The organism is Rathayibacter sp. AC451, from assembly GCF_979253095.1.
On sequence record NZ_CEEDBD010000001.1, the window covers coordinates 3,055,584 to 3,069,429 of the forward strand.

The window sequence follows — 13,846 nt, forward strand, 5'->3', positions numbered from 1 at the left end:
AGCGAGGGGGGGCGAGGCGTCCGCGCGCGCCGGGGGTGGGCCGTCGGCCGATCCGTCGCGAACGGCTCCTGCCGCTCGCTCGGAACGACCGTTCGCGACCGATCGAGGGCACGGGACGACCGTTCGTGACGAACGAGAGGCGGAGACGACCGATCGAGAGGCGGGGACGACCGTTCGCGACGGTTCAGCGGCCGGGGCCGCGCCCGCTCACACCGCGCGCGTCAGCACCAGCACCGTCACGTCGTCCTCGTTCGTCCCGTCCTCGGCCCCGGCGCTGATGCGCGCGACCGCGTCGGCCGCGTCCGTCGACTGCGCGACGAGCGCCGCGACGTGGCGGAGCGACTCCACCCGTCCGTCGTAGAGATCGAGGATGCCGTCGCTGCAGCTCACGAGCGAGTCTCCCGGCAGCAGGGTCAGCTGCGCGGTCGCCCACGGCTCGTCCGAGTCGATGCCCACCGGCAGGTTGTGCGAGGCGAGGCGATCCCAGGTGCCGTCGGCGCGCACGTGCAGGGTGAGGCCGTGCCCCGCGTCGAGGTAGCGGACCGTGCCGGTCGCCTCGTCGAGGCGCGCGTGGAACAGGGTGGCGAAGGAGGCGGTCTCGCCCAGGTCCGACGACAGGCTCTCGGAGGCGCGCGACGCGGCCACCGAGAGGTCGTCGTGGCCGCGCGCGCTGCGCACGACGGCACGGACGGTCGCGGCGATGATGCCGGCTCCGACTCCCTTGCCCATCACGTCGCCGACCGTGAAGGCGGCTCCGCCCTCGATGTCGTACCAGTCGAAGAAGTCGCCGCCGATGGCGCGCGAGGGCAGGCAGACGCCGGCGAAGGCGTAGCCGAGGACCTGCGTCCGCTCCTTGGGCAGCAGCGCCTGCTGCACGACCGAGGCCTGGGTCAGCTCGAGGTGGGTGAGCTTCTCGCGGGCGCTGATGTCGGCCACCCGCTCCCGCGCCATGCGGGCGAGGTCGTTGACGACCGCGGCGGCCAGCCCGAAAGCGCCCGCCGAGAAGAACCCGCGGGCGATCTCGTTGGGGTTGTCCTCGAGCGTGGATCCGAGGACGAACGGCAGCACCAGCCCGGCCCCGACGCCGAGGCAGGCGAGGGCGACGTGCCGTCGGCCCGGTCCCGCCGCGACCCACACGGTCGGCAGCACGGCGAGGGAGGCGAAGATCGACGCGCTCTCGCCGGTCGCGAAGCGCAGCACGCCCACGACCAGGAAGTCGAGGGCGGGGATCAGCAGCGTCGCCCGCCCGAGCGGATCCACGCGCGGCAGCACGGCCGCGAGCACCGTCGCCCCCAGCATCATCACCACCGAGCCGATCAGCGCCGGCGCGCTCGTCACCTCGATCGTCGGCACCGTGACGCTGAGCACGACGGCGACGAGGAAGAGCCCGAGCACGGGCAGCTGCTTCACCAGCGGGATCTGCCGGTCGAAGCCGTTCGCGGTCAGGGCGACGGAGTCGACCGCGGGGAGCGTGCGTGCGCGCCGGTGCGCGAGGGTCGGACTCACGACGCGGAGGAGGGCCGGTGCTTCGCGATGGTCCAGACGTTCCGGCCGTGCTCCCGCTCGTGGTCGAACGAGTCGACCAGGGCCTGGATGAAGGGGATCCCGCGTCCCGACTCGGCGAACTCGTCCGGCATCTCGACGACCGTGTCGGTGTCGACGAGCGGCGGGTCGGCGGTGTCGACCAGCACGGCGCGCAGGACGCTCTCGTCGGCCTCGAGGCGCAGCTGGCAGATGATCGTGGTGGTCGAGGAGGCGTGCTGCACCACGTTCGAGACGAGTTCGATGAGCGCGGTCTCGAACATCATCCGCTCCATCTCGTCGACGTCGGTGCGGTCCTGCCACAGCGTCTCGAGGGCGTCGTGCACGGCCTCGACACCGTCCGGAGGAGTCCGGAAGACGATGGAGCGCTCAGACACGGTAGGCGTCCTCGGCGCTCTCGAAGCTCGCCAGCACGCGGTCGAGGTTCGAGAGCTTGAGGACCATCGACACCTGCGGGCTCGGAGCGGCGATGCGGAGGTCGCCCCCGGCCTGGCGGGCGCTCTTGAGGCAGCCGACGAGGGCGCCGAGTCCGGAGGAGTCCATGAACTCGATGCCGCTGAGGTCGACGACGACGCGGTTCTCGCCCTCCTCGATCACGCGGAGCACGAGGGTGCGCAGCTCGGGGGCCGAGACCATGTTGAGCTTGCCCTCGCCGCGGACGACGGCGATGTCGGGCTCGATCTTCTCGGTGGTGAACGTCATGCGGACTCCTTCTCGGGAACGGGGGACTCCTCGGGGGAGAAGCCCTGGTAGTGGACGGCCTGGAACAGGACGCTGAGCACGACCAGATCGTAGACGGCCCAGGCGATGTTGACTCCGGTGCCGATCGGCTCCGCCCCGTTCACGACGAGGTGGAAGACGCCGACCACGATCGCGATCACGAGCAGCACCATGACCACCAGCTGCACCTTGATCAGGCGCCACGGCGTGCCGGTCGACTCCTGCCGGGTCTTCGGGGTGACGGCGAAGCCGAGCGGGATGCGCAGGATCACGTTGTTGACCGCCGTCCGGCAGGCCTCGAGCCAGACCGGGAACAGCGCCAGGCTGTACTGCTGGCCGCGCCAGGTGGGCGTGCCCTTCGCCGAGACGAGGAAGAGCAGCTGGTTGGCGATCATGAACGGGATGAACCGGACGAAGAAGTCCGCCGCCAGCGAGGTGACCGGCAGGATCCCGAGCACCAGGAACACGATCGGCGCCGCGAAGTAGACGACCGCCGCGTAGCCGCTGAGGTAGCTCCACATCGTGGCGAAGTACATCAGGCGCTGCGGGATCGAGAGGGCCCGCTGCAGCAGCGGGTTCTCGCGGAGGAACACCTGCATGGTGCCCTGCGCCCAGCGCAGCCGCTGCACCAGCATGGTGCCCGCGTCCTCGGGGGCGAGGCCGTCGGCGAGCAGCTCGTGGTGGTAGACGGTCTTCCAGCCGAGGCCGTGCAGGCGCATGCAGGTCGCCATGTCCTCGGTGACCGAGATGGTGGCCAGCGGCATGATCGGCTGGGCCTCGTCGGGCCGGTCCACCGCGATGCCCTGCAGGACCGCCTGGACGGACTCGAGCGCGTTCAGCGGCGAGAGCTCGCGATCGGCGAGCGACGAGACGATCGCCTCGATGTCGACGATCGTGTCGCCGTCGCCTCCGTCGGCCCGCGCGAGCGCGCGGATCTCGGCGAGGTCGTTCTCGAGTCCGGCGACGTCGGAGGCGACGAGGGAGTAGCTGGCCTCGTCGACCGCGCGGTGCAGGTCGTAGGTGATCGAGCCGATCGGCTCCCCGGAGGCGAGGGCGGTGCGCCCGTGGGCGATCGCGGCCGACACGTCGTCCAGGGCCTTCGCCACGGCGGCGTCGCGGGCGGCGGGGTGGCTGCGGGCCTTGGCCACGGCGCGGGAGGCGGTGCGCAGGGCCCGGGCGATGCTCCGGTCGAGCTCGCGGATGTAGCCGGTGATGCCGAGCTGCATCAGCGCCTCGCGGCGGAGGATCGCGTTGGAGCCGCAGAAGAAGGCGGCGTTCCAGCCGTCCTTGCCCTGCTGGATCGGCCCGTAGAAGAGCGGCGCCTGGCTGCCGAGCGGGTCCCCGGTGGCGACGTTCGAGAAGACCTGCGGAGTCTGGACCAGCGCCACCTCCGGGTCGCGGAAGTAGCCGAGCGTGTGCTCGAGGATCTCGGGCCGGGGGATCTGGTCGGCGTCGAGGATCAGGAGGAACTCGCCCACCGTCTGCTCGAGCGCGTTGTTGAGGTTGCCCGCCTTGGCGTGCCGGGGCATGTCCTTCCACGCCTGCGACCGGGTGATGTAGCCCAGCCCGGCTCCCTCGGCGGCCGCGCGCATCTCGGGCCGGTCGCCGTCGTCGAGCACCCAGGTCGAGTGGGGGATCCGCGCGGCCTGCGCCGCCAGCGCCGTCTCCATGACGAGCTCGATCGGCTCGTTGTAGGTCGTGATGAAGATGTCGACCGTGGCCTCGGGGTCGGGCTCGGGGGCGCCGGCCGGCCCCGCGCGCGCCACATGGTCATGCCGTAGAGGCAGACGTCGATGAGGCTGTAGGTCTCGGCCGCGATCAGCGGCACGGCGATCCACCAGGCGTCCCAGTTCAGGGACGCGACCCAGCGCCAGGCGACGTAGTTCACGCCGAGCGCGATCGTGAGCAGCACGATGATGCGCAGGAGCAGCATGCGCCCCGGCGAGACGAGCGTGCTCTCGGTGCCCGGCCCCGTCACTCCGCTCTTCTTCTTCTTCCCGCGGGCGCTCATCGCGGCACGATCCCGAACAGGAACCGCGTCTTGACCATGACCCAGAGCAGGGCGAGGACGACGACATAGGCGAGCGTGTCGATCACGATGCTCCCTCGATCGAGGAACGGGACGTTGGCGACGATCAGCACGAAGAGCACGTGCATCACGAACACGTAGAGGGTGGCCTGGCCGAGCGGGATGAGGAACCACCCGAGGACCCGGTGGATCGGCTTCCACAGGACGCTGAGCAGCGCGTAGCCCGTGATCGTCACGAGGAGCACGTTGAGCACGCGGCCGAGGTCGAGCGTGGTGCGCTCGAACGCGAACGAGTAGATCGACGTGAACGTGTTGGCCGGCACGAGTCCGAGCCGCAGGTCGTAGGCGCTGGAGAGGTACGGGTTGTTCCACGAGAACAGCGCGAGCGCGACCGTCGCGATCACCGAGACGGCCAGCACGACGCGGCCGGCGCGGGTGGCGAACCAGCCGAGGATCTCGCGCCGGTAGAAGCCCGCCACCATGCCCGTCACGAACAGGGCCTGCCAGGTCAGCAGCGGGAACGAGTCCTCGAACTGCGAGGGCAGCAGGCGCAGGCTCAGCAGCGACTGCACGGCGTAGAGGCCCCAGCTCACGGCGAGGACGAGGATCCAGCGGCGCCGCGACAGGGCCCACAGGATCAGCGGGGCGATCACGAGCATGACGACGTAGAGGCCCAGGACGTTGACCTGCCACGGGCCGATCCGCAGGAGCGCGATGTCGACGATCGTCTGCGGATCGACGGGGTAGCGCAGGAGGGAGTCGAAGCCGGTGTACAGGTCGTAGACGCGACCGGTCGCCTCGCTGCCCGCGGCTCCGGTGCCCTCGTCGACGTAGGTCGTGGCCGGCACCGCGTTCACGAACGGCACCAGGCTGGCGAAGCCGACGATCAGGGTCACGACGACCGCTGTGACGTAGAGCTTCCAGGCCCGCGCCCCGGTGCGCAGGGTGACCTCGCCGAGGCCCCCGCCGACGATCTTGGGGCGGTGCACCAGGCCGAGCACCGCGCCCGAGAGCAGCACGAACAGCTCCGCTCCCGAGACCATGCCGATCGCCTCCTGCGTCGCGTTCTGGAAGAACGAGACGAGAGCGAGGTGGTTGATGACGACGAACACGATGGCGCCGCCGCGCAGCAGGTCGATGCGCAGATCGCGCGAGGGCGGGCCGGAGTAGGCGAGACGGCTCGTGCGGCCGCGCAGGAGCCCCCAGAGCGTGAGCGCGACGGCCGCGAGCAGCACGCCGGCGACGACGATCCAGGCCGCCGCGCCGTCGAGGGTGCCGCCGTCGGTGCGCACCGGACCCGCCGTGCCGTACGGCGAGTAGAGCGGGCCGAACACCAGTCCGCTGCCGGCCGCGTCGGCACGGAACGCCGCGGCGGTCTCGGCGTCGGTCGAGATGCTCCAGTCGATGACGACCTCGCCGACGACCGCGCGGGCCGACGAGGAGTCGCGCCACAGCACGACGTCCAGGAGCGGGTACTGCGGCCCGGACACCGCGGCGATGACCTGCCGCCACCACTCCTGCTTGATCTCGAGCGCACCGGGTCCGCCCGCTCCGGGGCTGAAGAACGCCGCGGTCTCGAGCAGCATCGGGGTGCCGGTCGCCTCCGAGAAGCGCTGGTAGAAGTCGAGGTCGCCGCCGCCGGCGAGGGCGGTGTCGAGCGCGCCGGGCCGGGGGACCTCGTTCAGCGGCTGTCCGCCGCCGCTGGGGTCGTGGTAGGCCGAGAGCCCTACCCGGTCGACGTACTCGTCGCCCGGGTAGTAGGGGCCGTAGGGGTCGTCACCCGAGGCGACCAGTCCGTCGCCGTCGGTGTCGAGGGCGGGGTCGGTGCCGCCGCGCGCCGCCTGGAACGGGTATGCGGCACCGGCGACCGGCGACCACACCACGGCGGCGTCGGGCAGGTCCGAGTGCACGGCGTCCGAGAACGCGCGGAAGGCGCCGATGTACGCCTCCGGAGCCTGGCCCCACTGCACCCAGTCCGCGTTCATGTCGGGGGCGAAGCGGAGGTAGAGCGGGAGCGCGTCGTCCTGGCGGGCGTCCGCGAGAGCGGCCACCGCCTCCTCGGCATCGCTCTCGTCGAACCCGACGAGGTCTCCGGAGGGGCGCAGCGTGATCGCGGCGAGCGATCCCTCGCCCTGGGCCTGGCGCAGGAACTGCGCGAGGTAGGTCGTCTCGGCGCTGGAGAGCGGGAGGGTCGCGGAGTGCTCGAGGACCGCGGCGGGCGCTCCGAGGCGCTCGCTCTGCTGCGCGGCGCTGTCGATGCTCCAGTCCAGGCTGGCGCCGAAGTACGCGCCCGACTCGGGCGTGAGCACGTCGGGGGACGGCGCCCGGTCCGCGGCGGCCGCGGCGGGGGCTCCGAGGAGCGCGAGGGCGACGGCCGACGCGGCGACCAGGAGCGCGCGTGCTCGGTGGGGCTTCCCGCGCCTCACGTGCGGGTCACCACCAGGACCGTGATGTCGTCCAGCGCCTTGCCGGAGTCGGCGAGCGCGCGGATCGCGGCGAAGAACTCCTCCGTGCTGCCGCACGAGCGGGCCAGCTCGGTCGCCTCGGTGAGGGAGTCGAGCGTGCCGTCGTACAGGTCGAGCAGCCCGTCGGTGAACGAGACGAGGGAGTCGCCGGGCGCGAGCTCGACGGTCTGGTCGACCCAGCCGCCCTCGGCCGCGATGCCCAGAGGCAGGCCGAGCGAGGCCAGGCGCTGGAACGAGCCGTCCGGGCGCAGGAGCACCGACAGGCCGTGACCGGCGTCGACGAAGGAGAGGCGCCCCGTCTCGGTCTCGAGGCGCGCGTGGAAGAGCGTGGCGAACGTGCCGGTCGCGGCGAAGTCGTCGAGCAGCTGCTCGTTGACGGCCGACACGGCGTCGGTGGCGGAGGACCCGGTGCGCGCGTGGAAGGCCGAGCGGACCCCTGCTCCGACGATCGCCGCCGCGGTGCCCTTGCCCATGACGTCGACGAGGGTCAGGTCGACGACGTCGCCGCCGCGCCAGCTGTAGAAGTCGCCCGCGAGACCGCGCATCGGGATCGAGAGGCCCGAGAACTCGTAGCCGGCCGGGTGGGTCTCGTCGGCCGGAGCCAGTCGCAGCTGCACGTCCGCGGCGCGGTCGCGCTCGAGCCGGTCGCGCAGCTCCCGCTCCACCCAGTCGCCCAGCTCGTCGAGCAGCGCCTCCTGGTCGGCGGTCAGCTCGCGCGGCACGAAGTCGAGGAGGCACAGCGTGCCGACCGCGAGGTCGGCCTCGACGATCAGCGGACGGCCGGCGTAGAAGCGCACGTGGGGGTGCTCCCGCGACGTTCTCGTGCGCGGCGAACTCGCCGTCGGTCTCGAGATCGGGGATGACGAGCATCCGCTGCTCGCGCAGCGTCGCATCGCAGAACGTGCCGGCCCTCGGATACTGGAGCGGCCAGCCCGGCACCTGCGGCGACTTCGTGAAGAGCGTGGTCTCGTCGAGGAAGTGGATCTCGGCCAGCGCGACCCCGAAGAGGTCCTTCGCCATGCGGGTGATGCGGTCGAAGCGCTCCTCGGGCGGCGTGCCCATGATGTCCAGCTCGCCGAGCGCGGCGAGCCGCGGATCCGGTGCGAGGTCTCCGAGCATGGCTGACTCCTCCGGTCGTCGTTCCCGAGCACGGGCGATCGGCACCGGCGTACCGGTGCACTCCCGACTCTGCACGGGTGTTCGGTGCCGGACGAGGAATAGACGGGAATCCGCACAGAAACCCCCACAGACGGGGGGATCGGCTGCGACGGCGCCGGAGCCGTCACGCGGAGACCGGTCCCGTCACTCCACGCGCGGCCACTCGCTCGTCAGGGATGCCTCGATCGCGCGGTGCCGGAACCCGTAGGGCTTGCCGCGGTCGATGATCCCCCGCACGGTGTCGAGGCGCTGCGCGGTCGTCCCGGCCTCGGTGGCGCGGGACAGCCCGATCGCCTTCGCGATCCGGGTGAGGGTGCGGTCTGGGGCGGGCAGGGCCGCCATCGCCTCGAGGAAGTCCCGTTCCCGCGCGGGCAGGCGACCCAGGATCCGCTCGACGTGGGCCGCCGCCTCCCTCTGCGCCCCTCGCCAGCCGGCGAGCACCTGCTGCCGGGTGATGGTGGAGCCCGTGCCGGCGTACCAGGCGCTCTCGCCGGCCAGTTGGAACAGGAACGGCTCGCCGCGGCAGAGATCGACGATCGTCGAGACGGCATCGGTCTCCATGCGGATCCGCTCCGTTCCTCCGCGGTCGTCGGCGACCTCCCAGCCCGGCAGCACGAAGTCCTGCAGCGCAGCGACGATGTCGTCGTCGTCGATCGCCGTGAGGATCGTCGTCTTGAATCGGCGCGCGAACGTGGCGCCCTTCTGCGCACCCGCCCGATCCTCGAAGTCGGGGAGGCCCGAGAGGTAGACCGCGAGCGGGAGGAACCGGGTCACCCGCGCCCCGCCGGGCAGCTCGACGGTCTCCTCGTGGGTGATCGCGTCGCCGAGGGCGATGAGGAGCTGCGAGAGGGCGCTCTCGTCGACGATGTTCTGCACCTCGTCGAGGTGGACGAGAACGACGACGTCGTGGGCGATCGCCGCGCGACCCACCTCGACGAGCAGCTCGGTCAGTACGGCGTGCGGCTCGGGCCCCTCCTTCCCGCGGAGGGTCAGCGAGAGCCCCGATGCCGCAACAGCCTGGACGCGATCGATCAGGCTCGCGATCCGCTTCTCGCGGGCTGTCGAGAGCCCTGCCGACTCGGCCAGCGCGAGCAGGGCGGCCGCGAGGAGCTTCAACGGATCAGCGCCGGACGGGATCCGCAGCTGCGGTGTCACCCAGTCGCCTCCCGCGGCGGCGTCCCGCGCGATGCGCCTGACGAGCGACGACTTGCCGAGCCCGGGCTCGCCGAGGACCGTGCGACCGCGCTCCGGAAGGCCCCGGTTCAGTCGGGGCCGGAGGACGTCGCGCCAGTCGCTGAGCTGCGAGGTCCGACCGGCCCAGATCTCGGGAACGGCGTCGGACCCGGGGCTGAACGGATTGTCGAGGGCGTCGCGCATGCTGATAACTTTACCGTCTGATGCGGATGTCGATAAAGTTATCAGCTCCGATTGAGCGGCCCCACTCTGCGGGAGCGGGGGATCCGGAGACGGCCGCCGGGCGGCCTGCTCGATCGGCGGAGGCGGAGAAGGGGCGTGCCCGGCTCGCTCGCGCGGGCGGCACGGGGACGAGCCCGCTCAGCGGGTCGGCGGAGGCGGCCCCGTCGTCGCGCGCTGCACCAGCTGCGTCGGCAGCCGCACGTGGAGCGAGCGCGGGGTCTCGCCCGCCATCAGCGCCGTCAGCATCTCGGCGGCGGTCGAGCCCAGCGTCTGCATGGGCTGCCGGACGGTCGTCAGCGGCGGATCCAGTCGCGACGCCTCCGGCACGTCGTCGAAGCCGACCACCGAGAGGTCCCGGGGCACGTCGAGCCCGATCCGCGCCGCGATCTCGATGATGGCGATGGCCGAGACGTCGTTCGCGGCGAAGACGGCGGTCGGCCGGTCCGGGAGCGACAGCAGTGCCGAGGCGGGGCGGCGCGCGGTGTCGTGCTGGTACAGGCCCACGTGCACGAGCCGCTCGTCGAACGCGATGCCCGCCTCCGAGAGTGCGGCGCGGTAGCCGGCCTCGCGCAGTCGGGCGGAGCGGAGGTCGGGGCGGCCCGCGACGAAGCCGATGCGGCGGTGTCCGAGCTCGACCAGGTGGCGCGTCGCCTGCAGGGCCCCGCCGTAGCTGTCCGCCTCGACGGTCGGCAGGTCGGCGCGGCCGGTGTGCGGGTCGATCGCGACGAGCGGGATGTCCGAGGCCGCGGTGAGCACCGTCGGCGTGACCATGATCGCGCCGTCGATCAGCGTGCCGCTCAGACGGCTCAGCGAGCGCCGCTCCCAGCCCTCGCCCTCGCCCTGGTGCGAGCCGCTGTAGGCGAGCAGGTCGAAGCGCGAGCCGCGCAGCTCGGCGCCGACGCCCTTCAGGATCTCGGCGCTGAACGGCTCGAAGTCGGCGACGAGCACGCCGATCACCCCGGTCCGGCGCGAGCGCATGCTGCTGGCGACGAGGCTCGACTCGTAGCCGAGCTCGCGCACCACGTCGAGCACGCGCGTGGCCGTCGCGGCGGCGATGCCGTACCGGCCGTTGACCGCCTTCGAGACCGTCGCGACCGAGACTCCGGCCGCAGCGGCGACGTCGTGGATGGTCGGACGGTGACTCACAGGACCGACCGTAACCCTCCGCAGGGCTGTTTGGAAAATGATTTCGAAAACGTTTGACGCTCCCGCCGAGCAGTACGGAGACTGACCTCGCCCACCGGATGAACGGCGGGTGCACCTCGGCGCCGCTCTCCCTGGCGGCGCCCACTCGATGAAGAGAACAGGTCGAACGATGAAGTTCAGAAAGATCGCAGTGGCCACCGTCGCCCTGCTCGGCGCGGCCGCGGCCCTGAGCGGCTGCTCCGCCCAGGAGTCCGGCTCCTCCGACGGCACCGTCTCGATGACCCTCTGGCAGAACTCCACCACGGGCCCCGGCCAGGAGTTCTGGGACAAGACGGTCGCCGACTTCGAGGCCGCGAACCCCGGAGTCACCATCACCCCGCAGGCCATCCAGAACGAGGACCTGGACGGCAAGCTGCAGACCGCGCTCAACTCCGGCGACGCGCCGGACATCTTCCTCCAGCGCGGCGGCGGCAAGATGGCGGCCATGGTCGCCGGCGGCCAGCTGATGGACCTGACCGACAAGATCTCGGACGAGGCCAAGAGCGAGATCACCGAGGGCTCCTTCGGCGCCAACACCCTCGACGACAAGGTCTGGGCGATGCCGGTCGCGGTGCTGCCCGGCGGCGTCTTCTACAGCCAGGACCTCTTCACCGCGGCGGGCATCAGCACCCCGCCGTCGACCCTCGAGGAGCTCGACTCGGCCGTCACCGCCCTCAAGGGCAGCGGCACCCAGGCGATCGCGCTCGGCGGCAAGGACGCCTGGCCCGCCGCGCACTGGTACTACTTCTTCGCGCTCCGCGAGTGCAGCCCCGAGACGATGGCCGAGGCGGCCGACTCGAAGGACTTCTCGGACGAGTGCTGGGTCAAGGCCGGCGAGGACCTCCAGACCTTCTCCGAGACCGAGCCCTTCAACGAGGGCTTCCTCACCACCGCCGCCCAGCAGGGCGCCGGCAGCTCGGCGGGCCTGCTCGCCAACCGCCAGGCCGCCATGGAGCTCATGGGCGCCTGGAACCCCGGCGTCATCGCCTCCCTCACCCCCGACGAGAAGCCCCTGCCCGACCTGGGCTGGTTCCCCTTCCCCGAGGTGGACGGCGGAGAGGGCGAGCCCGGCTCGATAATGGGCGGCGTCGACGGCTACTCCTGCTCGGTCGACGCTCCCGCCGAGTGCGTGGACTTCCTGAACTACCTCGCGACCGCCGACGTGCAGAAGGAGTACTACGCCGCCTTCAACGCGCCTCCGGTCAACCAGGTCGCCCAGGAGGCCGTCACCGAGCCCTACCTGCAGGACATCCTGGCCGCTTACAACTCGGCGCCCTACGTCTCGCAGTGGCTCGACACCGTCTACGGCCTCAACGTCGGCAACGCGCTGAACGTCGGAGTCGTCGACCTGCTCGCCGGCAAGAGCGACCCGGAGCAGCTGGTCGAGGCCGTCAACGCCGCTGCGAAGAAGGCGTAACCATGGCGCTTCGCGAGAGCCCGCTCCTCGGAGCGGATGCGCCCCGCGATCGCGAGAACACCGGGGGTGCTGCGGTCGTCGCAGCACCCCCGGTGCGCCGGCGCCGCCGCAGCCTCGGCTGGGCGGGCCGGCTCGAGGTCGCGATCCTGGTCGGCCCCGCGCTGATCGTGTTCCTCGCCTTCGTGATCTTCCCGGTCGTGATGGCCGCCTACTACGGCTTCTTCAGTTGGCAGGGCTACGGAGTGCCGACGGATTTCGTCGGCTTCCGCAACTACCTCACGATCCTCCAGGACCCCACCTTCCACGAGGCGCTGTCCCACAACGGCACGATCGTGATCCTCTCGCTCGTGCTCCAGGGCCCGGCCGCGATCCTGATCGCGCTCCTGCTCAACCGCAAGCTGCGCGGCCAGTCGTTCATCCGCGTGCTGATCTTCGTGCCCTACGTCATCTCGGAGGTCGTCGTCGGCACCGGCTGGAGCCTCATGCTCCAGACCCGCGGCGCCGTCAACGGCATGCTCGAGAACATCGGACTGGGAGCGCTGCAGCAGGACTGGCTGGCGAACCCGGCGATCGCGATGTGGACGCTGATGCTGATCATCACGTGGAAGTACATCGGCTTCGCCGTGATCCTCTTCCTCGCGGGTCTCCAGGGCATCCCCGAGGAGCTGTCCGAGGCCGCGGCCATCGACGGCGCGTCCTACTGGCAGGTCCAGCGGCGCATCACCCTGCCGCTGCTCGCCCCGACCCTGCGCATCTGGGCGTTCCTGTCGATCATCGGCGCCCTGCAGCTGTTCGACCTCGTCTACATCATCTGGGGCCAGTACGTCTCGTCGACCGCCGGCACCTCGACGATGGCGACCTACCTCGTCACCAACGGCCGCAATGCCGGCAACTACGGGTACGGGAACGCCGTCGCGGTGATCCTGTTCCTGATCTCGCTCGTGGTCGCCCTGCTCTACCAGCGCTTCGTGCTGCGGCGGGACACCGAGGGCGCACTCACCGGAGGCAAGCGATGACCACCACGATGACGGCCCCGCCGATCACCCCCGAGACTCCCCCGGCCCCTCGCCGTGAAGCGCCGCCGCCCACCGGCGGGCCGCGGCACGATGATCGCCTACGTCGTCGCGGTCGTCGTGATCGCGCTGATGCTCGCCCCGGTCGCGTACATCATCATCGGCGGCTTCCGCACGAACGCGCAGATCACCACCGACCCGGCCGGGTTCCCGTCGCCGTGGAACGTGCAGAACTACATCGACGTCATCACGGGCGGCATCTTCTGGCGCGAGGTGGGCAACTCCACGATCGCGGCGCTCGCCACCACCCTCGGCGTCGTCGTGCTCGGCCTCATGGCCAGCTACGTGCTCGCCCGGTACGACTTCTCAGGCCGCGGAGTGTTCTACGCGCTCTTCGCGGCGGGACTGATGTTCCCGATGACCGTGGCGATCACTCCGCTCTACCTGGTGATCAAGAGCCTCGGCCTGATGAACTCGCTCGCCGGAGTGGTGCTGCCGCAGATCGCGTTCGGCCTGCCGACCACGATCATCATCCTGGTCCCGTTCCTGCGGGCCATCCCGGACGAGATCCAGGAGGCGGCCTTCATCGACGGCTGCAGCCGGATCGGCTTCTTCTTCCGCATGGTGGTGCGCCTGGCGATGCCCGGCGTGATCACGACCGGCATCCTCGCGTTCATCGCGAGCTGGAACAGCTACCTCCTGCCGCTGTTCATCCTCAACGACGAGTCGAGCTTCACGCTCCCGCTCGGGGTCCAGGCCTTCTCGTCGCAGTACTCCGTCGACACCGCCAAGGTGCTCGCGTTCGTCTCGCTGTCGATGATCCCCGCGCTCATCTTCTTCAGCGTCTTCGAGCGCCGCATCGTGGGCGGCCTCACCGGGGCGGTGAAGGGATGACCTCCAC

11 protein-coding genes and 1 pseudogene are annotated in these 13,846 nt (G+C 71.1%); 4 read left to right on the forward strand and 8 right to left on the reverse strand.

Annotation, left to right across the window (positions count from 1 at the left end):
* Positions 1-207 precede the first annotated feature (207 nt).
* The 6 genes and pseudogenes from AC0CID_RS14645 to AC0CID_RS14670 form a co-directional block, all read right to left on the reverse strand.
* Positions 208-1,506, reverse strand: a complete 1,299-nt coding sequence (locus AC0CID_RS14645; protein ID WP_207407177.1) for a PP2C family protein-serine/threonine phosphatase — start codon at positions 1,504-1,506, stop codon at positions 208-210.
* Positions 1,503-1,919 (reverse strand): ATP-binding protein, encoded by a 417-nt coding sequence (locus AC0CID_RS14650; RefSeq protein ID WP_465227372.1) that lies wholly within the window; start codon positions 1,917-1,919, stop codon positions 1,503-1,505. Before AC0CID_RS14650 ends, AC0CID_RS14645 begins: the two co-directional genes overlap by 4 nt.
* Complete coding sequence (locus AC0CID_RS14655; RefSeq protein WP_207407174.1) at positions 1,912-2,244, reverse strand: STAS domain-containing protein; 333 nt, start codon at positions 2,242-2,244, stop codon at positions 1,912-1,914. The genes AC0CID_RS14650 and AC0CID_RS14655 overlap by 8 nt, the downstream gene beginning before the upstream one ends.
* Positions 2,241-4,195: pseudogene (locus AC0CID_RS14660) on the reverse strand (glycosyltransferase family 2 protein). The gene AC0CID_RS14655 and the pseudogene AC0CID_RS14660 overlap by 4 nt, the downstream one beginning before the upstream one ends.
* 74 nt (positions 4,196-4,269) lie before the next feature.
* Positions 4,270-6,717, reverse strand: a complete 2,448-nt coding sequence (gene opgC / locus AC0CID_RS14665; protein WP_465227373.1) for an OpgC domain-containing protein — start codon at positions 6,715-6,717, stop codon at positions 4,270-4,272.
* Positions 6,714-7,553 (reverse strand): PP2C family protein-serine/threonine phosphatase, encoded by an 840-nt coding sequence (locus tag AC0CID_RS14670; protein ID WP_465227374.1) that lies wholly within the window; start codon positions 7,551-7,553, stop codon positions 6,714-6,716. The genes opgC and AC0CID_RS14670 overlap by 4 nt, the downstream gene beginning before the upstream one ends.
* 25 nt (positions 7,554-7,578) lie before the next feature.
* Between AC0CID_RS14670 and AC0CID_RS14675 the strand changes: the two genes are divergently transcribed.
* Complete coding sequence (locus AC0CID_RS14675) at positions 7,579-7,881, forward strand: hypothetical protein (protein WP_465227375.1); 303 nt, start codon at positions 7,579-7,581, stop codon at positions 7,879-7,881.
* A 177-nt stretch (positions 7,882-8,058) separates the two neighbouring features.
* On the opposite strand, the gene AC0CID_RS14680 is transcribed toward AC0CID_RS14675, so the two are convergent.
* A complete protein-coding gene (locus AC0CID_RS14680) occupies positions 8,059-9,291 on the reverse strand; it encodes an ATP-binding protein (RefSeq protein ID WP_207407171.1) in 1,233 nt (410 codons plus the stop codon).
* Between the two features lie 177 nt (positions 9,292-9,468).
* The gene (locus AC0CID_RS14685; RefSeq protein ID WP_251944656.1) at positions 9,469-10,476 is read right to left on the reverse strand and encodes a LacI family DNA-binding transcriptional regulator; all 1,008 of its coding nucleotides are present in this window, start codon (positions 10,474-10,476) and stop codon (positions 9,469-9,471) included.
* 169 nt (positions 10,477-10,645) lie between these two features.
* On the opposite strand from AC0CID_RS14685, the gene AC0CID_RS14690 reads away from it, so the two are divergent.
* Genes AC0CID_RS14690 through AC0CID_RS14700 form a run of 3 tightly spaced genes read left to right on the forward strand, consistent with a single transcriptional unit; the run spans position 10,646 to position 13,839 of the window.
* Entirely contained in the window at positions 10,646-11,932 is a 1,287-nt protein-coding gene (locus tag AC0CID_RS14690; RefSeq protein ID WP_465227376.1) for an extracellular solute-binding protein, read from the forward strand.
* 2 nt (positions 11,933-11,934) lie between these two features.
* Positions 11,935-12,948: a carbohydrate ABC transporter permease gene (locus tag AC0CID_RS14695; RefSeq protein WP_465227377.1), complete on the forward strand. Its 1,014-nt coding sequence runs from the start codon at positions 11,935-11,937 to the stop codon at positions 12,946-12,948.
* A gap of 54 nt (positions 12,949-13,002) precedes the next feature.
* Entirely contained in the window at positions 13,003-13,839 is an 837-nt protein-coding gene (locus tag AC0CID_RS14700) for a carbohydrate ABC transporter permease (protein WP_465227378.1), read from the forward strand.
* Positions 13,840-13,846 lie beyond the last annotated feature (7 nt).